Annotated in this window: 18 protein-coding genes; 10 read left to right on the top strand and 8 right to left on the bottom strand. The window is 51.4% G+C overall.

Features of this window, described 5'->3' with window-relative positions; translation table 11 throughout:
- The first annotated feature begins 247 nt into the window (after positions 1 to 247).
- The 5 genes from EKM96_RS06685 (at position 248) to EKM96_RS06705 (ending at position 3,766) form a co-directional block, all read left to right on the top strand.
- Entirely contained in the window at positions 248 to 1,066 is an 819-nt protein-coding gene (locus EKM96_RS06685) for a serine hydrolase (protein WP_125641555.1), read from the top strand.
- 239 nt (positions 1,067 to 1,305) lie between these two features.
- On the top strand, positions 1,306 to 1,728 hold the full coding sequence (locus EKM96_RS06690) for a MarR family transcriptional regulator (protein WP_164510990.1): 423 nt from the start codon (positions 1,306 to 1,308) through the stop codon (positions 1,726 to 1,728).
- Positions 1,728 to 2,573: an alpha/beta fold hydrolase gene (locus EKM96_RS06695; protein WP_225417661.1), complete on the top strand. Its 846-nt coding sequence runs from the start codon at positions 1,728 to 1,730 to the stop codon at positions 2,571 to 2,573. Before EKM96_RS06690 ends, EKM96_RS06695 begins: the two co-directional genes overlap by 1 nt.
- A gap of 53 nt (positions 2,574 to 2,626) precedes the next feature.
- Positions 2,627 to 3,121 (top strand): prolyl-tRNA synthetase associated domain-containing protein, encoded by a 495-nt coding sequence (locus EKM96_RS06700; protein ID WP_125641795.1) that lies wholly within the window; start codon positions 2,627 to 2,629, stop codon positions 3,119 to 3,121.
- A gap of 333 nt (positions 3,122 to 3,454) precedes the next feature.
- Positions 3,455 to 3,766 carry a hypothetical protein gene (locus tag EKM96_RS06705; protein ID WP_125641561.1) on the top strand — a complete coding sequence of 104 codons (312 nt, stop codon included), beginning with the start codon at positions 3,455 to 3,457 and terminating at the stop codon, positions 3,764 to 3,766.
- A 118-nt stretch (positions 3,767 to 3,884) separates the two neighbouring features.
- Here the strand turns inward: EKM96_RS06705 and EKM96_RS06710 are convergent, their stop codons facing one another.
- Positions 3,885 to 4,706, bottom strand: coding sequence for an aldo/keto reductase (locus EKM96_RS06710; protein ID WP_125641564.1), 822 nt, complete (start codon positions 4,704 to 4,706; stop codon positions 3,885 to 3,887).
- A gap of 213 nt (positions 4,707 to 4,919) precedes the next feature.
- Positions 4,920 to 5,435: a MarR family winged helix-turn-helix transcriptional regulator gene (locus tag EKM96_RS06715; protein WP_125641566.1), complete on the bottom strand. Its 516-nt coding sequence runs from the start codon at positions 5,433 to 5,435 to the stop codon at positions 4,920 to 4,922.
- A gap of 186 nt (positions 5,436 to 5,621) precedes the next feature.
- On the opposite strand from EKM96_RS06715, the gene EKM96_RS06720 reads away from it, so the two are divergent.
- The 4 genes from EKM96_RS06720 to EKM96_RS06735 all read left to right on the top strand — a co-directional run bounded on the left by EKM96_RS06720 (position 5,622) and on the right by EKM96_RS06735 (position 8,304).
- Positions 5,622 to 6,557 (top strand): ATP-binding cassette domain-containing protein, encoded by a 936-nt coding sequence (locus tag EKM96_RS06720; protein WP_125641569.1) that lies wholly within the window; start codon positions 5,622 to 5,624, stop codon positions 6,555 to 6,557.
- A 16-nt stretch (positions 6,558 to 6,573) separates the two neighbouring features.
- Positions 6,574 to 7,347 (top strand): ABC transporter permease, encoded by a 774-nt coding sequence (locus tag EKM96_RS06725; RefSeq protein WP_125641571.1) that lies wholly within the window; start codon positions 6,574 to 6,576, stop codon positions 7,345 to 7,347.
- Between the two features lie 154 nt (positions 7,348 to 7,501).
- Positions 7,502 to 8,077, top strand: a complete 576-nt coding sequence (locus EKM96_RS06730) for a DUF2975 domain-containing protein (protein WP_164510991.1) — start codon at positions 7,502 to 7,504, stop codon at positions 8,075 to 8,077.
- Between the two features lie 11 nt (positions 8,078 to 8,088).
- The gene (locus tag EKM96_RS06735) at positions 8,089 to 8,304 is read left to right on the top strand and encodes a helix-turn-helix domain-containing protein (RefSeq protein WP_164510992.1); all 216 of its coding nucleotides are present in this window, start codon (positions 8,089 to 8,091) and stop codon (positions 8,302 to 8,304) included.
- 68 nt (positions 8,305 to 8,372) lie between these two features.
- On the opposite strand, the gene EKM96_RS06740 is transcribed toward EKM96_RS06735, so the two are convergent.
- The 5 genes from EKM96_RS06740 to EKM96_RS06760 all read right to left on the bottom strand — a co-directional run bounded on the left by EKM96_RS06740 (position 8,373) and on the right by EKM96_RS06760 (position 12,186).
- Complete coding sequence (locus tag EKM96_RS06740) at positions 8,373 to 9,044, bottom strand: NAD(P)-dependent oxidoreductase (RefSeq protein WP_225417692.1); 672 nt, start codon at positions 9,042 to 9,044, stop codon at positions 8,373 to 8,375.
- A gap of 25 nt (positions 9,045 to 9,069) precedes the next feature.
- Positions 9,070 to 9,717: an NAD(P)H-binding protein gene (locus tag EKM96_RS06745; RefSeq protein ID WP_125641579.1), complete on the bottom strand. Its 648-nt coding sequence runs from the start codon at positions 9,715 to 9,717 to the stop codon at positions 9,070 to 9,072.
- A gap of 13 nt (positions 9,718 to 9,730) precedes the next feature.
- A complete protein-coding gene (locus EKM96_RS06750) occupies positions 9,731 to 10,681 on the bottom strand; it encodes a DMT family transporter (protein ID WP_225417663.1) in 951 nt (316 codons plus the stop codon).
- Between the two features lie 69 nt (positions 10,682 to 10,750).
- Positions 10,751 to 11,128: a hypothetical protein gene (locus tag EKM96_RS06755; RefSeq protein ID WP_125641582.1), complete on the bottom strand. Its 378-nt coding sequence runs from the start codon at positions 11,126 to 11,128 to the stop codon at positions 10,751 to 10,753.
- A gap of 170 nt (positions 11,129 to 11,298) precedes the next feature.
- Positions 11,299 to 12,186, bottom strand: a complete 888-nt coding sequence (locus EKM96_RS06760) for a LysR family transcriptional regulator (protein ID WP_125641585.1) — start codon at positions 12,184 to 12,186, stop codon at positions 11,299 to 11,301.
- 913 nt (positions 12,187 to 13,099) lie between these two features.
- On the opposite strand from EKM96_RS06760, the gene EKM96_RS06765 reads away from it, so the two are divergent.
- Positions 13,100 to 19,858, top strand: a complete 6,759-nt coding sequence (locus EKM96_RS06765) for an MBG domain-containing protein (protein ID WP_125641588.1) — start codon at positions 13,100 to 13,102, stop codon at positions 19,856 to 19,858.
- 73 nt (positions 19,859 to 19,931) lie between these two features.
- On the opposite strand, the gene EKM96_RS06770 is transcribed toward EKM96_RS06765, so the two are convergent.
- On the bottom strand, positions 19,932 to 20,291 hold the full coding sequence (locus tag EKM96_RS06770; RefSeq protein ID WP_125641591.1) for a hypothetical protein: 360 nt from the start codon (positions 20,289 to 20,291) through the stop codon (positions 19,932 to 19,934).
- Positions 20,292 to 21,043: the final 752 nt, after the last annotated feature.

Consider the following 21,043-nt stretch of genomic DNA (forward strand, 5'->3'; position numbering starts at 1 on the left):
TGCTAACTATCATAAGGGAGAGGCTTTCCCTTTTCAATTGCTTATTTTTCTATTTACACATAATTATTTAAACACTCGTTCATTAATTATTCACCTATACTTAAGCCATCATACATAGCTAATTGGACACAATTACTGCAGAAAGTTGGCTGAGAATATTGAAGGCTTGGTTGGTGGCGCGGGTACCCAATTGAATCCGTGGTGCCAAACGATGACGGGTCCCGGTATTCTCGTTAGGAGTAAATTCATGAGACGATTAAGATTAGGGTTACTAGTCATGTTGCTAGCTGTTTTGTTGTGGCCGGCAACGGTGGTTCAGGCCAAGGCGACGGCCGCTCAACCAGCAGCCATTCAAAAAATTGCCAAACGTGATATGAAGGCCGCTCATGGTCGGTGGTCGGTCAAGGTGACCCGGTTGGGTCAGCGGCCATTGGCGGTGACCACGGGTAATCAGCGGGTCCGGGGCCAACGTTCGGCCAGCACCATCAAGGTGTTCGTGATGCTCACAATTTTTAAGCGCGCTCAGCAACATAAGCTGAAGCTGACGGCGGCCACCAAGACCGACCTTAAGCGGATGATCCACAATTCAGATAACGCGGCGACTAACCGATTGATTCACAAGTTGGGTGGCTTCAAACGGGTCAATCAAACGATGAAACACTATGGCTTTACGCATTCACATCTACGGCGCTACATGTTAGACCCGCGAGCGCTGGCCAAGGGACACGACAACTATACGTCGGTGGCCGATCTGACCCAATTTCTCGGTAAGACCTACCGTCATCAATTGTTGGGCAAGACGTATGATAATCGCATGCTGACATTGCTGCGGCACTGTCGCAACCATTCCAAGCTGCCGAAGCTCGTGAAGCACGCCACGGTCTTCAACAAGACCGGCGAGTATCCGGCCAAGGGTGTCCAAAACGATGCCAGTCTGTTTCGGACAAAGCACGGCGTCTACACCATCGTGGTGATGGCTCAGCAGGGAAATCAGGCCCAACAGTACCGGGGGATGAACCGGCTGGGACGCGACGTAGTCAATTACTTGAACGGGCATCAAGGTTAACAAAGTTTAATCAATAAAACCCTTTTGATACGACTCAGTGGCTACCAGCCAAAGAAATCGTATCGAAAGGGTTTTTGTTTATCTAAAAGACCTAGATGGCATTGTCAGGCCCACAACATTTCCACTCTCTTAGTGTCTATGATTGGGTACGATTTGGGAGCCCAAAACAGTAAAAATAAATTTGACTTCAACCAATTTTAATTATATAGTGTATGTACACGATAAAGGGGACGATCGACTTGAGTCATCATTTTTATGAAACCTGTGCCTACTTTACTGCGGCACGTTACATGCGTACGGCTGAAGTGGTGGCTAATAAATTTTTTGAACCGACTGGTATGCGGCCCGCCTATTCATATTTAATGATGGCCATGGAGGATCAACATCCCCAGACCGTCAGCCAGCTCGCCGAGACCCTGGGGTATGAACGCTCGTCACTCTATCGGATGGCTCAGAAGCTGGCGAAGATGGGTTACATCAGCATGTACCTCGAGGGTAAGTCGGCAACCATCGATTTATTACCGGCAAGCGCGCCATTTCTAAAGACGGCGAATCAGTGCCTTGAGGCGTGGGGAAGCTTTACCACGGATAAACTAGGCACCGACAAGCCCGCGATGACGAGCTTGCTGACGACCAATGATGAAAAACTAAGGGGGTTGTGATGATGACCAGTTTTCACACGTTACAATTAGATAAATTGAACATCTTCTATCGAGAGGCTGGTGACCCGGAAAAGCCGACCATGCTGCTCCTGCATGGCTTTCCTTCTGCTAGTCACATGTTTAGAGACTTGATGCCACTTTTAGAGAATGATTTTCACTTGATCGCACCGGATTACCCGGGGTTCGGGCAGTCCAGTATGCCCAATCATGAAGATTTTACTTACACGTTTGAGCATCTTTCTGAGATTATGACGGACTTTATTGAAGCTTTAGACCTGAACCCGTTCTACATGTATGTGTTTGATTACGGCGCACCGATTGGGTTTCAGATTGCTGCGGCTCATCCGGAGTGGATTCGCGGTATTGTTAGCCAAAACGGCAATGTTTATCGCGAGGGATTAGGGCAAAAGTGGGCCACTCGGCAAGACTTCTGGAATAAGCCCACACCCGAAAAGCGGGCCAGTTATCGACAGGCGTTTGCACCAGAAACCATCAAGAGTCAGTATTTGACGGGCACGCCAGCCAACAGTGTTGGTCCCGATGGCTACACGTTAGACATCGCCTATACTCAGAATCCCAACTACGCCGATAACCAATTGGATTTGATTTTTGATTATCAGAACAATATTAATCGATACCCAATCTTCCAGAAGTACCTCCGGGAAAATCAGCCTAAATTATTGGCGATTTGGGGAAAAAATGATCCCTCGTTTATTTTCCCTGGGGCGAAGGCCTTCGCCAAGGACGATCCGCATGTGGTGATTAAGTCAGTCGATAGTGGGCACTTTGCGCTTGAAAGCCATGCCTCCGAGATCGCCAAGAATATTCTTGAGACATTTGGATAGGCTATGAGTAGCCAATTAAGTCATGGCGTATTGAATTTGAAGGGATGATAATTATGGATCCAGCCAAGCAAGTTGAGGAAGCACTAAACAAGATGTCGATTGCGTATCAGATCGTTCATCACCCGGTCGCCCATACCACCGAGGAGGCCGATCACTTCATTGAGGGAATTGAGGGTGTCCACACCAAGACCATGTTTCTGACTAATAAGAAAAAGACGGCGTGTTACTTACTAGTCATGGATGATGGTAAACGACTAGATTTTCATGAATTTGAAGAGCTTACGGGTGCTAAGCGGCCCAAGATGGGACATGATGACTTACTTTTTGAGAAGCTTGGCTTGGAACCGGGCATCGTTTCTATCTTTGGCTTGCTGAACAATCAAGACCACGACGTGAAGGTTTATTTTGATAAGGCGATCTTGAGTGAGCCTCGCATGAGTTTTCATCCCAACATCAATACCAGCACAATTTTTGTCGGCAGTGATGATGTCCTGCAGTTCGTTAAGAACTTGGGCTACGATTACCAGATTCTTGAGCTAGAAGAATAGCGTGTCACAAGTGGTGGGCTGCTGATAAAAATCAGTGGCCTATTTTTGTTGGTCTAAGGGAGAAATCCGGTTTGTCCCTCAGATATCAGGCTTATTTTTTGCGAGACTACCGGTTAGAAAGTCGTGGCGTGTATTAGGGAAGTTCGCGATACCTTTGATTAATCCCAACAGGAAAAATAAACCTAGAATAATTAGTTCAGTGAGACTAACCCTGAAGTTTACCGCGATAATCTTGGCCTGTCCGGCCGAGTGGCTACAATGAGGTCAAAGGGATTGGGTAAGCCGTATCCCACGGTCAGGGACCCGGGATTACCCATAAAATAGGGTGAGCGTATGGAATGGTATCGAAAACTTTCGGAACGATACAGTCGAACGTACACGCCGACTGCGGTTAATCGAGTGATGCCCATCACAGGCCTCGTGTTATTTACGGCGGGAATGGTCTTTTTGAGCCTGACTAAATTGCATGATTGGGGGTTTGGCTTGTATGGCGCGTCGTTACTGGCATGGGGCGATTATATTTCGATCAAGCTGGCCCAACATCGCGTCGGTATCATCGGGTGTCTGCTTGTCGCCTACGGCTTGTTCGTCTTTGTACTGGGTGGCATGGGGATGATTCTGCTCGCCATTATTTTTGGGGAATAGGACAGGGGGCGTTAACGTTACCCCCTGATAGGGTATAAAAATGGTGTTGACGAGGTGGCCGTCAACACCATTTTTTCTAGAGTCATAATACCACGGATAATTGGCCGAACCAGGCTCGTTAATACTGGTCTTCGGCCATGGACTTAGGCCAGTCCTTGATGGAATGGTGTCGGTCGAATTGCCGGAGACTGTCGATTTCGGCAGAAGTTAAATTGAACTCGGTGGCCGCAAAGTTAGAGGCCACGTGGTCAATGTTCGTTGATTTAGGGATGGTGACGATTCCCTGTTGGGTCAACCAGCGCAGCAGGACTTGTGCGGGAGTGACCTGGTACTTTTCGGCCAGGGCGGCGACGGCCGGCAGGGTCATCATTTCGCGGCCAAAGTTTTCACCGAGTGGCGCCCAGGATTCATGGATGATATCGTGGTCGAGCAGATAGGGATGCATCTTAGCCTGTTGCCAGAAGAGGTGGGTCTCAATCTGGTCGATGACGGGCTTAATGTGGGCATGCGCCAGGACCTGGTCGACCTGGGTAGCATTGAAGTTACTGAGGCCAATCGCGCGAACCTTGCCCGCCTGGTAGGCATCCTCCAAGGCACGGTAGGTTTCGAGGCTATTGGTGGTTGGCCAGTGAATGATGACGAGGTCGAAGTATTCGCTGCCGAACCGCTTTAGCGACTCGTCCAGGCCTTGCGCGGTCGCGGCATAGCCATCGGTTTGGGTCTTGGTGGTGACGAAGAACTGGTCACGAGGTAGGCCACTCTTGGCGATGGCGGCGCCGACACCGGTCTCGGTCCCATAGACCTGGGCCGTATCGATACTCCGGTAGCCGATCTTGATGGCCTGGGCAACATTCTTTTCGGTTTCCTCGGGTGGGGTTTGAAAGGTCCCGTATCCCAGGATTGGCATGGTGACGCCGTTGTTAAAGGTGATATTTTCCATAATTTAAGACTCCCTCTTGTTTGTTTAGGTTGTTGTCTAGATTACACCCGCCGTATTACCATGTAAAATGCTTATAATAAATTATTTATGATACATAAAACGAATGCCTAAAGGTGGTTTCTAAATGAACAACCTGAACGACTAATACTGGTGTAAGCAAATACGGACAGCCCCATGAAGGAGCTGTCCGTACTTTTATCGTCTATTTGAAAGCTACATGAACCAATCACGCAGGTGGTCCGCCACGGTTTCCTGAAATTTATTGGCGTAGGTTGGGCTGGCCTGATCGATGTCTGAATAAAGGTGATGATTAATCTTCGTCAGAATTGCGGTGAGTTGGTCGAGCTCGGTATCGGTGAGCTCCTCGAGGTAGGCAGGGACCTTGGCCGTTTCCGCCGCGGCAGTCTCGCGGCCCAGGTCAGTCAGGCGAATGATGGTCTTTCGCCGATCGGCCGAGGACTTTTCCTTGGTCACCAAGTCTTTTTTGACCAGTTTATTAACAAACTCGGCGGTCGACTGGACGGCCAGGTTCAGGCGGGTCGCCAGCTCCTTCTGTGAGAGGCCATCGCTTTGCGCGAGGGCCAATAGGATCTTCCCCTGTCCTTGGAAGCGGAGCGGATGATCGTCCTTGGCCGAGTGGCGGTGGGCGAGCTCGTCGGCAGTGTGGCTGACCATGTCGAATTCAATCAGCTTACCGGCTGCGTTCTTCTGTTTATCTAAATTTGGCATGTGACTAACCTCCTGTAATCCTGGGTTAAATCGTCCCAGGACTAATCATATTTACATTATACTCGCCAATCGTTAACCGTGGGATTGACCCGGCGAATAAAATCATTGACAATTTGATCAGGGGGCCTTATTATAATTTTAGTCAGGGGGACCTGATTAAAATGCGAACACGAAGAGGGAACCAATATGACGAATATGAATGCAATTGAAGTCAGTCATCTGACAAAAAAATTTGGCGATAAGACCGTGGTTGATGACATCTCATTTAACGTCCGGCCCGGGGAAGTCTTCGGGTTACTCGGACCCAATGGGGCCGGGAAGACCACGACGCTACGGATGATTACCACCCTGTTGAAGGCGGACGCCGGGCAGGTTAAGATTTTTGGCCACGATACGGTGAAGGAAGGGCGACTGGCCCGGTCAATGTTTGGTCTGACCGGTCAATACGCCTCCGTCGATGAAGATATCTCGGCCCGAGAAAACCTGATGATCTTCGCCCGGCTGAACGGCCTATCGCGGTCGGATGCCAAGGAACGGACCACGGAACTCCTCAAGGAATTTTCATTGGAAGACTCTGCAGACAAGGCCTTGAAAAATTTTTCCGGTGGGATGCGTCGGCGGTTGGACCTGGCGGTAAGCCTGATTACCCGACCAACGTTAATCTTCTTAGATGAACCCACCACCGGATTGGACCCCCGGACGCGGACCCAGATGTGGACGACGATTCGTGAACTGGTGAAGCAGGGGTCGACGATTGTGCTGACCACCCAATACCTGGAGGAGGCCGACCAACTGGCCGACAACCTGGCGATCATCGATCATGGTAAGTTAGTGAGAATGGGAACGCCGGCCGAACTCAAACGCGAGGCAGGTGGCTCCAAGCTCAGCTTCACCGTAACCCAAGCGACACAGGTCGCGGCGGCCGCGAAGCTCCTGGCTACCCAGGTCACGGGAGCCGTCCGGCAAACCGGGCAACAACTGAGCGTGAGTCTCAGTAAGGTTGCCGAGCTGACGCCAATCCTGGCGGCCTTGGACCAAGCGAAAATCATGATTAATCATCTGTCGATTCAAGAACCATCGTTGGACGATGTCTTCATGAATCTTACCGTTGGCAAGAATTAAGAAAGAGGGATGCTCGATGGAAGTTCAAATGCACAAGGGTAATGTGGTGATGAACACCGCCACGATGGCCTATCGTAATCTATTAAAAACCGTTCACAACCCGGATAACTTTATGGATGTGGTGATCCAACCGGTGCTGTTCATGCTGATGTTTGGCTACCTATTTGGTGGGGCGATTGCCGGTGGCGTGAAGGCCTACCTGCCCACCATCGTTCCCGGAATCTTGATTCAAACGATGCTGTCGGCGGGGACTGGGTCGGGCGCTCAAATCAGAGAGGACCTCGACTCCGGCGTCTTCGATCGCTTCAAGTCGTTGCCGATGGCCCATATTGCACCGCTGGCGGGGCAACTGTTCGCCGATAGTTTACGGCTGTTGATTGCCACCGTGACCTCGTTAACCACGGGGTATCTCATGGGCTGGCGGCCGGCCGTGGGCTTTGGATGGATCGTGGTGATTGGTTTGCTGGCCATCTTTACCGGCTGGGCCTTGTCCTGGATCTTCGCCCTGCTGGGACTGTTGGCCAAGAGTGCGGCCGCCGTTCAAAGCGTCTCACTGATGACCATGCTGGTCTTGTCCTTCATGTCGAATGCCTTTGTGCCCCTGCACTCGTTGACCAAGCCCTTGCGGTTCATCGCCAACTTGAATCCCGTGACCTATGTGATTACCGCCATTCGGCAAATCTTGGCGACGGGTGGCTGGACTCACGAGGCCTTGCTGGTGGTCGTCTTTGACCTGGTCGTTGTGGCCGTTTTTGCCCCGCTTACCGTTTGGGCGTATGACCGGAATTAGTTTCAGATTAAACGTTAGCCGTCTTGCGGACAAAAGTGATCACCGTCATTCTATCGACGGTGATCACTTTTGTCTAATTATTGAATTTCAATCATTGATTATTGTTTATCGATATGCTATTATCGACAGTGAACAAAGGACGGGGATGGATAACATGTCAAAATGGTTGAAGGTTGGCATTAACGTTGTGGTTATCTTAGCAAACTTTATTATTGTTGCTGCTAGCGTAGGTTTCTTATGGCCAATTGGGTATCTCTATTGGGGCGTCAAGGGGAACGTTGCCAGGAGCGTGTGGGCCAATGAGAGTTTCTTACGGTATTCGGGGAGTCATCGGCCCACGGCCAGCACGATTGCCAGCTTTCCTAACTGGCCGTATGTGTTACTGATGGCGATCGGCGGGGCCATCATGATGGGCGCCGCGATTTGGTTCTGTCTCACCTTACGGAAACTATTAAAGAACTTGGCCGCAGCAGATTACTTCTCCATGGCTAACGTTGAGCTGGTGCGGAAGTTGGTTTATGCCGAATGCTACATGGTGCTTAGCAATAGCTTGATTGCTGGGGGTAATCAGATCACGAGCACCTGGCTTGACGGCTACAACAACGGTGTCCTAGCCCAGACCTGGTCCGATGTTGCCGACAGCCTGGTCGGTGTGGTGGTCCTGGAAGTGATCTACGTGATGTATAGTCGCGCCATGGCCATTAAGACTGAGAATGATTTGACGGTATAAGGAGTGATTCGGTGGTTAAACTAACGTTGAATGTTGTGATGGCGGAGCGCAATATCAGCAGCCAGGAGTTGGCGGCGGCCATTGACATTACGCCGGCCAACCTGTCAATTCTGAAGACGGGCAAGGCCAAGGCCATTCGCTTCAGTACCTTGGAAAAAATCTGTCGGGTGTTGGATTGCCAACCGGGCGATATTTTGAAATATGTGCCGGATACGGCAGAGCATTAAAACAGGGCCCCGTAAATTCAATTTGAATTTACGGGGCCCTGCTTTATTTATTTAAGCAGGTCGTCACCTCAATAACGTTGGGTCGGGTGGGGATTGTCGCCTGTGAACAAGGTTATCTGTTGCCGAGGGTACAGGTTACCCTCGATGATATCGAGAATCCCTTTGGCATAGTCGGCGTAGGTGATGTAATCGTTGTGGCCCTCATCGGGATTCTGAGAGTGGGCCGGATGGAACTCTTCGCCGGCGACCTGGTAGGTCCCGGTACTGTTACCGGCCGGGTCAAAGTTATACGTTGGTGTCACGTAGGTCCAATTGACATCCTGGTAGCTTTGAAGCGTGGCTAGGCCCTCGGCGTGGGCGTTGCAGAGATCCTGCATATAGTCCGGATAATAACGGGGCAGCTCTTGGAGCGTATGGGTATGGTCAGCGTCAATGAAAAGGGTGCTCGTGGCCCCGACCTTGAGGTAATGAATCGCTGTTCCTCGGAGTAAGGAAACCACGTGCGCTAGTCCTTCGTAGTGGATTCGCTCGGTTGCCGGGGTCCACGCACCAACGGCATCGACCACGGCATCCACACTGGTCAGGTCGGCGGCCGTTAGGTCCAGCATGTCTTTGATGATAACAGCCGGTGATGCCAGATTAGCATGTTGGTGGTGTGCGATGCCGATAATCTGGTGGCCACGCTTGAGCGCGACATGCATGACGCGTTGGCCCAAACGGCCATAAGCGCCAATAATCATAATTTTCAAAAGTAAGCCTTCTTTTTTAGTAGAAACTAGGTTTGGCGCCATCCGTATCCGGTTCGTTAATCCCAACCGATTGCCGGATGGCCTGGCTGGGATCGAGAATTAGGGATGTTAGGTAGGCGGCAACGCTCTGACGTGAAACCTCGGTGCCTTTGAACGCCTGGCCTTTTTGGGTCAGCTCGTAGCTGATGACATCTTTGTCGGAGAACCAGGCCGGCCGGACAATGGTGTACTTCAGGTTGCTGGATTCGATGGCCTTGGCCCCAGCGGCATAGGCGTCCAAGGTGCTGCCCAGCATTTGGGCGTTCCACTGGCCGTACTTTCCAGGAATTTCGTTATAAATGCCATTAGCCGAAATCCAGAGAATTCGGGAAACTTTGGCCGTCGTCATGGCAGCAACGACGGCCTGACCTTGTTGCTTGAGATTGGCGCCATAAAGATTGGCATAAACGAGGTCTTGGCCCCGGACGGACTCAAGCAGGGTGGCGGTGTCCTTGACGACGTCCGCCACAACGATGGTGACGCGGCTATCGTTTCGAATGTCGTCGGCCAGATGGTCGGGATGCCGAACGAGCAGGGTGAGATGAACCCGAGAGTCATCGAGTAGTTGACGGGTAACCAGCGTGGCAATTGAACCGGATGCGCCTAAAATTAACACGTTTTTCATGTGAGTTTTCCTCCTAAAATGTTATAAATTTAACGACTAAAACACCAACGAACATGATGATTAAACCAACAATCTTTGACCGACTAATGGGGGTCGTTTGTGAGCCAAACAGGCCGAAATGTTCCACTAGGGCACTAAAAACCAACTGGCCAAACAGGGCGAGGACGACGACCTGACCCGTCCCGATGAGGGGGACCAGCCAGGAGCTGCACAAAACATACAGGGCCCCAATGATGCCAACAATCCAGACCCACCAATAACGAGGACCTTGTTTAAAGGCTACTGAAAAGTTAGCCAGGCGAGCACGGGTAATGAGGTTAACCAGGACCAAGCACAGCACGCCCAGTGTAAACGAGATAAAGGCCGCGTGGATGGGTGAGTGGAGGGTGGCGCCTAGGAAGCCATTGATCGCCGTTTGCATCGCCATCAGCATACCGGCGATGACCGCAAAGACCTGATAGAACAACCGTGATCCCTGTTTAGGCTGACGGCCGTTGGTCTTCAGCAGGGGATCGCGTGGTTCAAAGAGTCCCAGCGAGAGGATGACGCCGCCGATAATTAGCAACAGGCCGAGAATTTTGGCGAGGGTCAAGGGGGCGTTGGGGGATTTGAATAAGCCGAATTGGTCGATTAAGACACTCATTATGATTTGGCCCATGATCGGTAGAACTGTGGTTTGGAGACTGCCAATCTTTTGGAATAACACCACGTTGCCGGTTAGGGCGATTGCCCCGAAGAGGCCGCCTAACCAAAGCCAGACCGGGTGACTGGCGATAAAGGCCGGTTGGATAATCAGCGCTTGGTGGGTGACCAGGCTGAGAATCAGCAGGAATAGCCAGGCCATGAGAAATGAAAAGCCTGACGATAGGTAGGGCGACGAGACGAAGCCACGCAGTCTGGCGTTGACCGCCGTTTGCATGGCTAGGCCGGCGCCCATGGCAATGGGAAATAGTAAGAGTAGCACGTGGTCACTTCCTTTTGTTTTTTAAGTCAATTTCAATCTTACCTGGCGAACGTCACGGAACCAATTTCACTATCGAATCCAATCAATCGGTTTTTCCGATAGTTCCAGTTGCCGATAAAGTTGCCACTGAGAGTCGTCTAGGATCCAAGAGAGTTGCAGGGTGACCTCTTGGGCCGGCTGGTTGGTTAACTGGCTGGTAGCGGTCAGCTGAACCTCCCCGACGTTGGTGAGAAGCCTGGTGATGATGGGCGTCGTCAGGTGACGATAACTTAGCTCGCCATTCTGGAGGGCATCAATCCAGTCGTATTTACTCTGGGGACGTGCCTGGGAGAAGTGACATTCGGCCGTGTTGGCCAAGTGTTGGTTTAGCCAACAGATGTCTCGATGACGAAGCGCCGCGGATAAGGCTCGACTGGACGCGAGCAGGGTGTCAGTGGTTGACAGCATGTTAAGGCCCCTTTCTTAAATAATGGTACAGGGCCATTTTAGATGGCTAGGGCCAGGAGACCAATACGGTCTAACGATTGAACTCATCGGCTGAGACGATGAGTGGGGCCGCTAGGGTTGAAGCGAGCTAGATCAAAAAAGGCCGCGACAGGCGTCGCGGCCAAGCAAGACTATTTAAATTGGTCTTTCAAAATTTGGGCGAAGGTTTCAATGTAGTAGCCGGAATTATCCTTTTTCCAGTAGGCATAGTAATGTTGGGTTAGGTCCCGACCATGGTCAACCAGCTTGATGACGCGATTGGTCTTGGGATTAATCTGCTGGGCAGTGAGACTGTTGACAACGATATAGCCCTGGCCGGTCGCGGCTAACATTTGGGCAGCGCCGAAGCTGGCGGCAATTTGAAAGGGACTCTGAATGCCCAGGACGTCGCGATAATAGCTCTGCTCCGAGGCATACTCGTCGGTGCCGACAATGAGGAGGCAGGGGAGGTCCTTGAGTGCCGTGGTATCGATCACGGACTGATGGGTGGGAAAGGCCGTCGGGGCGACCACGACCATGTAATCGGCCGCCGTCAGGAATTCATTCTCGAAGGCGGGCGAGAGTTCATAACGCTGGTCGGAGAAGTTTAGGTCAATGTGGCCCTCGCGCACCTGCGTAAAGAGTTCGGCGTAGGAGTCGCTGTGGATCTGGACCTTTACCTGGGGGAATTGACGGGAGAACTCGGCGACGGCCTGGAGAAATTCTTGCGACCCGAATTTCCGCAAATATCCTAGTTTAAGGGTATACGCACCGGCGGTATCGGTATCAATCGCCTGCGTTTCCGTGGTGAGTTGGTCGACCTGCTCCAGGATGGCCTGAGAATGCTGGTAAAAATAGTCGCCGGCCGCGGTCAATTCGAAGCTTCGGCCCTTTCGTTTGATCAGGGTGACGCCTAAACTGGCTTGCAGCTCCTTGATCCGCTGGGAGAGTGACGATTGGGATAGATGACAGTCGATGGCTGCCTGGGTATAACTATGGTTTTTGACAACCGCAATGAAGCATTGCATTTGACGAAACATGGGTAGCGCTCCCTTCATGGACTCGTTAATGATTAGCATAACCGACTGGTGTGCGATTGCCAAGACCGGTGGGAATGAGGCGGACGATGGTGACGGACATCGATGTGAAAAGGGCTAGGCCAATCCAGGTCTAGCCCTTTTGTAGCCATTAAGTTTACAGTTAAAACATTTGGGATTGAGAATCGAATATACAGTTAATCGACCATCTAATGTATAAAGTTCATGTTACATGTGGTAATAGGTGTGACACTAATCGAATGTTAAGTGTGAACACCTTGAATGTATTGGTGACTGATACTATACTGTTGGTACTTCAAAGGCTGGTGTCAAGGGATTCCAAATTGTAAATGTTGACGAAACAATTGGAAAAATCTTGGCCTGAACGAAGTGTTAGAGTTCAACAAACTCGAAGAAACTGGGATGTTCGCTGACTCATTCCTTGCGTGCGTTGGGCCAAATAGCCTGATTTTATGTATATTTCTCGCTGAACTTAGGCCGAGTGATTGGCAGAACGCTAACAGCATCGTGAATCATTAGCGAACGGATAGTGTTATTGGTTAACAGTGACAATCTTAATTCAAAGGGGATCTTTTTAAATTTTCCAGGCTAATCGTTGGTATGACGGCGATTATTGCAAATGGGTCGCCAAGCACGATTTTGGTTACGGTCCGTTCTAATTGCCAAGCGGAAAAAACTTTTATAGAAGTAAATTACCGCTATATCAACGTTTTAGCCGGTTCGGCTATAAATTAGGCTACAGGGTAAAAAAGTAATTTACATAACTGGTAACCAAGAAACTGGTTGCCGAGGGTTTAACCGCCGGAAAGCGGTCAACATAAGTGAGTAAAAATTGCAGGCGAACTCGGTTACTGGATAGTAGGCGGTGCCGAGGAGCCTAAGGGAGATCTGAGCCTTGAGACAAAGAACAGCCAATCAAATGACAAAGAATCCAATTGTTTTATATAAGAGCCATACCGGGTGGAAGGTAAAAACGCGGGTATTCGGCACGTTACTAGTGAGTCTTTCCGCAGTCGCCATTGCTGAAAGCGTGAACACCACCGATGCTCATGCGGCCGAAACGCCAGCAACGTCGGTTGTGCAACCAGCCGTTAACAGCGCAGCACCGGCAGCGACATCAGTGGCGAAGCCAGCGGCAGCGCCGGCCGTCACGGGTGCTCAATCGGCCGCAAAGACGGCTCCGGTAGCCGAATCCGCAACCGTTGATCCAACTAGCAAGTCGGGAGACTATCCGGTCCTGTCGCAGGACAAGCCTGTTAATGTCGGGGCGGACACGACCCAGGTTAATTTGAGTCAAGATCAGATTGCCAACCACTTTACGGCGACCGTGGAAGACCGCGATGGGAACGATAATGACAATGATCAAAAGGACAACACCCATACCCAGACGATTGGGAGCGACGGCAGCGTGACGTTGACCAGTATGGGTGAACACGATTATTATTCATCGCCGGGGAATTCGACTAGCGTCAAGGGTCACCAGGCCGCACACGTTTCATTTGAGCATGAAATCGATTTCAGTCATAACTTTACCATGTCGGGTGCCTTAGGGGCCGGGAGTCAAAAGAGTGGCGGGGCCGACAGCGTCGGGTTTATCTTTGCGCCGGGTGACCCGAGCAAGGCCACGCAGGGTGGCTCCGGTGGTCAACTGGGCCTGAACGGCCTGGCCAATGCCTTTGGGTTCATCTTTGATGAATACTACAATGGTAATTATAACGACCCGAGCCGCAATCCCTACGTGGGGTGGCGTTACACCGACAGTAACGGTCATTTACAATCGGTCAGTAAAAGTAGTGATTGGGTGGCGGCTAGCAGTCTCGGACTGAGTCGGACGTCGACACCGGATAACAACTTTGAGATGACCTATGATGCGGGGACGAAAGTATTAACCGTGAAATTAAACGGGCATTCCTTCTCACGGACCATTAGCGACACATCGACTGGCTATTCGCTGTCCATATCGGCCTCGACCGGTGGCCAATTAAACGATTATTCTGCTAAAATTGATAACTTTAGTTATACACCCAAGACGATTTCGGTGGCGGTGAGCTTGGAGGACAAGGCGAATGGTGAATCCGCCGCCGGATTAAACCATACTAGTGTGAATGCAATTGCTAACATTGGGGACACGATTTCCATTTTCTCTACGCAGGACGCGGCCAAGCGGGCGGTAGCAGCCGATCCAACCCTTGATCCATCGTTGATTGCCGTTATTCCTAGTGACAAGGCAGGCAATGTTTATGTGATCGACGGCAGTCAGGTGGTCGCCAACAATACCGGTACGGTTCACACCATTGCGGATGCCAGTGACGAGACCGTGGCCGATAGTACGTACTATAGCTATACCGTTCAAGATGGGGATGACCAGTCGATGACCGTTCCAGTCCGATTGGCGTTCAAGGCAACGGTTACTCCGGTTGATGCGACGACGAAGCAAGCGATCGCCGGGGTCGATCCCGTGACGGTGGTGGCCGTTGAAGGGGAACCCGTCTTGGTTTCGTTCCCTGGGTATACGCCGACACAGATGGTGATTGATGCGCCGACTGGTGATCAAAAGGAAGCTCAGGCCGATTTGCCAATTAACGTGGCGAAGACCGGAGACACCTCAACGACCACGAAGGATGAGGCCAATCCGATTGGCCATTACTATACCGCGACGGGAACGACGGTTGATGGTCAGCCGGTCAATGTGACGGTGACCGTTGGGACGGGGGAATCGATTGCCGATGCCCTCAACGCCCAAGGACTGACGAACGGTGGCCAGGCCATTACCAGTGGCGGTAAGACCGGCATTGATAGTGCCGATTATACCTGGTCAGCTGTGGGAAATGCTGCGGCAACCGATGCCACGGATGCTGGCACCGCGCAAGCCAGTGGGAGTATTCTGGTGCCCACTCAAGCAACCTTAGCCTACTGGGATAATCAGGCCGCGGTTAACCAAAGCACGGCCGAGAGTTACCGCACACAGGCGCAAGACTTATACGATACCTTTGTTGGCTTATCCGGGTTGTCCGCTGATCAAAAGGCCTCAGCGGATAAGCTCCTGGCATCCGTCGTTGACATTTATACGCAGGTGTCCGATACCAACGCCAAGGCCAAGGCGTCCTTTGAGAGCGCCGAGGCGGCAACGGTACCGACGCAGATTTACCAAGATGGACAGGATGGGTATGCGTCATTGGAAGCGGTCAAGAACCTGTTGATTTCCTTCAAGGGGGACCTGACAAGCCTGACCACGACCAATAAGGATGCCGAAAAGCTTCTGACAACCTTTGATTCGTGGAGCCGAGATTACAAGGACCCCCGGGAAATTGGTTTTCCTAATGTGAGCTTTGGCTCGGACTTTGGGCCGGTCACGGCCGAACAAATAAAAGGGCTGGATAATCCGGCTTATTATTATTATGTTAATACCGAGAATCCAGACGTTCACCTGCAAACCCCAACGGATGCGGGGAGTTACTTCTTTTACTTAACAGACGGCCCAGATGGCGGTCGGGCTTACCTCAAGAGCCTGAGTACTAATGCTAATGCGGGATTCTATGTCTCGGCCATGCTGACGATTAATCCCTTGGCCAGGACTGACGCCGTGAATAATACCACAATGGTCTATGGCGGCGACCAGGGACAATGGCCAACGATTACGGGCAGTTCAACGATTACCGATGGTAATGGTCAGGTAACGACCTCACAGCAGACGCTTGACCCGAAAGACTTTGAGATTGTTGCAGCCGGTTCTGACACCGTTGTTCCAATCAATGAGCTGCAGGCTGGCGGTGCTTACACCATTCGCTACACCAAGGATGCTCAGGCAAAATTGACGAAAGATACGAACTACACCTTTGGGCCATTCGGAACCGGGAAACTGACGGTCATACGGCGGTCTATTACGGTGACAGCGCGCGGCAATGTCAAGACCTACGGCGATAGCGATCCCCAGCCGCTGAGCATTATCAGTGACTCAGATGGCGGATTGGTCAACGGTGATTCGCTTGCCGATCTGGGTGTGACCCTGAAACGGAAGACTGGCGAGAATGCGGGGGATTACCAGATTGACCTCAAGCAGGCCACCACAACCAATTACGATGTGACGGTGACCCCGGGGACGTTTACCATTGCCAAAAAGGACATCACGGTTAAGATCGCCAGTGATACGCGGACCTATGGTGAAGGCGATCCAGCTCTGTCATTTAGTATTCCGACGACCGTGGACGGCCACGACAATGGGACCTCATTCAATGAGACACCAGATGCGTTGAAGGTGACCTTAACGCGGGCGGCCGATGAGACGCCGGCCGCTAGTGAAAATGTTGGTCAACACGCGATTACAGGCACGGTTGCGGCTGACAGTAATTATGCTGTGACGTTTGTGGATGGCACGGACACCATCACGGCCGCCGACGCTAGTGTAACGGCGCAGGACGCGACGATGGTCTATGGTGAGACGACGGTCTTTACGGCATCTGTTAGCGGCCCAACCCTTGACACTCTCCCACAGAATGATTTTGAAATCTACGATACGGTTGCGAACCAGGTGGTCACGGCCGACAAGGTTCAGGTCAAGGGGACCTATGAGATTCGCTTGACGGCAACCGCCCAGGCGGACTTAGCTAAAGCCAATCCCAACTATGACTTCAAGGCCTTTAACAGTGGCAAACTGACCGTGACGGCGCGGCCGTTGACGGTGAATAGTCAAAATGCCGAGAAAACCTACGGCGATGAGGATCCGACCTTAAGCTGGATCATCGATCCTACGACAACCCTAGGAAAGGGTGATTCGGCGACCGATCTGGGGATCGAACTTACCCGGGTCGCCGGCGAAGACGTTGACACGTACAAGATTGATCTTGATAGTCAAGCGGTTCTGAATTCAAACTACCAGATTAAGGTTAATCCGGGGATTTTCACCATTAATAAGAAACCCATCATGGTCCAAGTTAATTCCGACAAGAGCGTCTTTGGTAACCCAGCCCCTACGCCGACCTTTACAGTGCTGACGGACAAGGGCCTGGTTGACAATGGCAAGGACACGCTCGATAGCTTAGGCGTGACGTTGACGCCTGCCGCCGGAACCGATGTCGGGAGTTATGACATCACGGGAACCGCCGATTCTAAGAACTATCAAGTGACCGTTCTAAAGGGCACGCTCACGATTTCTAAGGCCAACGGGACCGTTGCGGTAGTCGCCACTAACATGGTTTATGGCGATACTTATCCGACGTTTGCGGCCACGGTTACCGGACCGAAGCTAGGCGACTTGCCACAGGATGATTTTGAAATCATCGATGAGGCAACCGGGAATGTGGTCACGGCCGACAAGGTTCAGGCGAATGGCAGTTATCGGATTCAACTGACCGCCCAATCCCAAGCCAAATTGACCACCGCCAATCCCAACTATGACTTCACGTCGATTACGCCGGCCATGCTGACGGTAGAGCCGCGGTCAATTACGGTGACGGCCCAAAGTGTTTCTAAGGTTTATGGGGATAAAGATCCAGCGCTCGTTTTGAGTGCCGATCTGGCGGCTAACCTAGCCAAGGGCGACCAGTTGTCCAACCTGGGCGTGGAACTTGTCCGAGCCACCGGCGAAAATGTTGGGACGTACACCATCGCTGCCGACGCCGAACCGGATGCGGTTTTGAAGTTGAATCCAAATTATACCGTTACGGTTAAGTCCGGCCGCCTGACGATTACCCAGCGATCGGTAACGGTTCAAATTAATCCGGCCACCAAGGTCTTCGGTCAGGCCGATCCCGCGTTATCATTCACGGTTATCTCGGATGGCGGGAAATTACCGCGAGGCGATATGGCAGCCATTCTTGGCGTTCGCTTGACTCGCACAGGTGACGAAAATGTTGGTGACTACACCATTTCTGGGACTGTCGCAAACGATAAGAACTACCTGGTGACCGTGAATGGCAGTACTTTCAGCGTGACCCCGGCGACCGGTGACGTGACGCTGAACCAGGTCACCACAACCTATGGTGAGATGCCGGTCTTTACGGGGACGCTCACTGCGGGAACGACCAGTAGCCTTGATGAGCACCAGGAATACTTTGAGATTGTGGATCTTGCGGATAATAATCGCGTTGTCTCGGCCAGCGATGTTCAGGCCGGTGGCAACTATCGGATTCAACTGACTGACAAGGCACAAGCGATACTGAGTGCCGCCAATTCAAACTACAGCTTGCTGCCATTTGCTACGGCCACGCTGGTGGTGACGCCTCGTCAGGTGACGGTTCAGGTTGATAATCAAACCACCTATAATGATGCCGCAATTGTGAATAATAGCGCCTCGTTAGCTAAGGACAGCACCCTCAAACCGGGGGAAACCATTGCCGACCTGAAGCTGGCCTACCAGACGCCGACTGCTCCGACAGTTGGGACGTACACCATTACCGGGACTGGCAACAATGCCAATTACCAGGTCACGGTTTTGCCAGGTACCTGGACGGTCTTAGGCAAGACGGATGATGGTGCGGGCAATGTTACCATTACGGAGAAGGACGCCAACGGTCAGGTCACGAAGGTGACCAAGCAATGGAATGATGACAGTCAAACCGTCTATAACAACGATCCAGACGCCGGAACGTCAACGGTGACGGAGACCAAGCCAGGTCAGGCCGGATCAGAGAAGTCCCTTGATCCAAATGATAAGACCATTCTGCCGGATGGTGATGGCGGGGCAACGGTGGTGACCCTTGATGATTCAGGCGAGCCAGTGTTTACCCACTATGGCATTGACCCAGACCAGGATGGCGTCAATAGCGATCAAGAGTTAATCGATAAGACCGACCCACTGAATCCCGACAGCGATGGTGATGGTGTCACTGACGGCGACGAGGTCAAGGCGGGTACCGATCCAACCAAGGCTGACACGGACGACGATGGCCTAAACGATGGCGACGAAATCAAATTAGGTACCGATCCCTTGAATCCCGACACGGATGGCGATGGCATCAGCGATGGTGATGAAGTTAAAAACCATACGAATCCGTTACGTCCGGAAGTTCGAATCAGTCCGGCACCGGTCGATACGGATGGTGACGGCGTCAGCGATGAGGATGAAATCAAGGATGGCACCGACCCAACTAAGGCTGATACGGATGGCGATGGTGTTAGCGATGGTGAAGAGCTCAAGCGTGGGACGAACCCACTGAAGGCCGATACGGATGGCGATGGTGTGAGTGATGGCGACGAAATCAAACGCGGCACGAATCCACTGAAGGCCGATACGGATGGCGATGGTGTTAGTGATGGCGAAGAGATCAAGCGCGGGACGAACCCATTGAAGCCCGATACGGACGGTGATGGTGTGAGTGATGGCGAAGAAATCAAGCGCGGCACGAATCCATTGAAACCGGACACCGACGGAGATGGTCTGAGTGATGGTCAGGAACTGAAGGACCACACGAACCCATTGCGGCCCGATACGGATGGCGATGGCATCGACGATGGCCAAGAGATTCAAGCCCACACGAATCCGCTGAGTGCTCAGACGCGATTGGCACGGTCGGCGCGAGACGATTCGACCACGCGGCGGCAGGCACGGATGACCTTACCACAGACGAATGAGAAACATGGCGGTTATCTAGCGGTAATCGGCTTGGCTCTCTTGGTTGCCCTGATGCGGCCATTCACACGCAAGCGTCATGAGTAACCGGTGTTTAACGATTGAATAGAATGATCAAAAAATGGCTAGTCCCGATTGAAAAGGGACTAGCCATTTTTGATTATTTGAGATTTAATGCTTGGCCGTAGACCCAGTAACGATGCGTGCTGTGGGCCGTTGTGGCGCGGATCCGATACCAGTTGTATTGCGTTGCTTGACTGGCCATCAAGTCAATTTTAACCTTACTCCCGGCCTTTAGCTTGGCGTTCTTCCAACTCGTGGTCTTGATGATCTTGTAATCACTGTTGGGTTGGTGACTCGTCAGCTTGAAATGCTTGTAGTTCTTCTTGATGGTCGTCGTCCCGTGATACTTGTGGTATTGAACGGCCCCGGTCATGGTGCTGGCCGAGCCAACAACGCTACCGATCCCCATGGTAACAACCATACCGGCGACGCCTAAAAACAATGCGGCTTTTTTCATAAAATAAAACCTCCCCAATTTGTTCCGTGGTGGAACAATTCCAAATATAACATAAGCGGGGATGACTCTTTTCGCCCATTAACGATCTTTTACAAATCGTAGTAATTTTTAATAAAAAGCATCAAGTTAATTTTGGAATTTTTCCGAATCGGCGGGGTCAGATTCAGGTCAGCATTCAATTACGTATATGCAGGTATTTATTTATATTTGCATAAACGGGTGTTACATAAACAAATATTTGTGATTATTTTTCGTTACTAAGTATGAACACCTTGAATGTTATCGCCCTCGCTACTATAATATGGTTACGATTAAAATAGCTATGAAAAGGTTAGCAGACAAAACGGCTTTTGACGGCACCACTGGCGTCAGCGATAAGGTGACTGGAAAGCCTTGCAAATCCGCGTATGTACAAACCCGGCAGGCCCATGAAGTGGATGACCGAAAGTTCCCATCTTTCGCAGGTTACGGGAAGTGGGTAAAACGGTTGAACACCAATTTCAATGAGCGCCGGCTGGACTTATACGGCCCGGTTGGTCTGAATTCTACGGATAGTATCACTGGTTTGTAGTGATAAGCATATGCAGGCTTAGCAATGAAAAGTCATTTGACTAACTTATTGTCGTTGGTCGACCGGTGGCCGTCAGCCTTAGCGATTGTTAATCGACACATGATAACGAGATCAAGGTTAGATCGTAAAAGCATTTGGTAACGCTGTTGGGTCGCCAACAGAGTGTCCAGGCGTTATTGAC

The sequence above is a fragment of the Levilactobacillus tangyuanensis genome (assembly GCF_003946545.1).
Taxonomy (GTDB): Bacteria; Bacillota; Bacilli; order Lactobacillales; family Lactobacillaceae; genus Levilactobacillus; species Levilactobacillus tangyuanensis.

What these genes read in the sequence shown, in the direction of transcription:
- EKM96_RS06700 (WP_125641795.1), top strand. Translation starts at nt 2,627, where the DNA reads ATGGATCCAGCCAAGCAAGTTGAGGAAGCACTAAACAAGATGTCGATT.
- EKM96_RS06760 (WP_125641585.1), bottom strand. Translation starts at nt 12,186, where the DNA reads ATGTTTCGTCAAATGCAATGCTTCATTGCGGTTGTCAAAAACCATAGT.
- EKM96_RS06705 (WP_125641561.1), top strand. Translation starts at nt 3,455, where the DNA reads ATGGAATGGTATCGAAAACTTTCGGAACGATACAGTCGAACGTACACG.
- EKM96_RS06695 (WP_225417661.1), top strand. Translation starts at nt 1,728, where the DNA reads ATGATGACCAGTTTTCACACGTTACAATTAGATAAATTGAACATCTTC.
- EKM96_RS06755 (WP_125641582.1), bottom strand. Translation starts at nt 11,128, where the DNA reads ATGCTGTCAACCACTGACACCCTGCTCGCGTCCAGTCGAGCCTTATCC.
- EKM96_RS06720 (WP_125641569.1), top strand. Translation starts at nt 5,622, where the DNA reads ATGACGAATATGAATGCAATTGAAGTCAGTCATCTGACAAAAAAATTT.
- EKM96_RS06710 (WP_125641564.1), bottom strand. Translation starts at nt 4,706, where the DNA reads ATGGAAAATATCACCTTTAACAACGGCGTCACCATGCCAATCCTGGGA.
- EKM96_RS06740 (WP_225417692.1), bottom strand. Translation starts at nt 9,044, where the DNA reads ATGATTATTGGCGCTTATGGCCGTTTGGGCCAACGCGTCATGCATGTC.
- EKM96_RS06745 (WP_125641579.1), bottom strand. Translation starts at nt 9,717, where the DNA reads ATGAAAAACGTGTTAATTTTAGGCGCATCCGGTTCAATTGCCACGCTG.
- EKM96_RS06730 (WP_164510991.1), top strand. Translation starts at nt 7,502, where the DNA reads ATGTCAAAATGGTTGAAGGTTGGCATTAACGTTGTGGTTATCTTAGCA.
- EKM96_RS06725 (WP_125641571.1), top strand. Translation starts at nt 6,574, where the DNA reads ATGGAAGTTCAAATGCACAAGGGTAATGTGGTGATGAACACCGCCACG.
- EKM96_RS06685 (WP_125641555.1), top strand. Translation starts at nt 248, where the DNA reads ATGAGACGATTAAGATTAGGGTTACTAGTCATGTTGCTAGCTGTTTTG.
- EKM96_RS06770 (WP_125641591.1), bottom strand. Translation starts at nt 20,291, where the DNA reads ATGAAAAAAGCCGCATTGTTTTTAGGCGTCGCCGGTATGGTTGTTACC.
- EKM96_RS06715 (WP_125641566.1), bottom strand. Translation starts at nt 5,435, where the DNA reads ATGCCAAATTTAGATAAACAGAAGAACGCAGCCGGTAAGCTGATTGAA.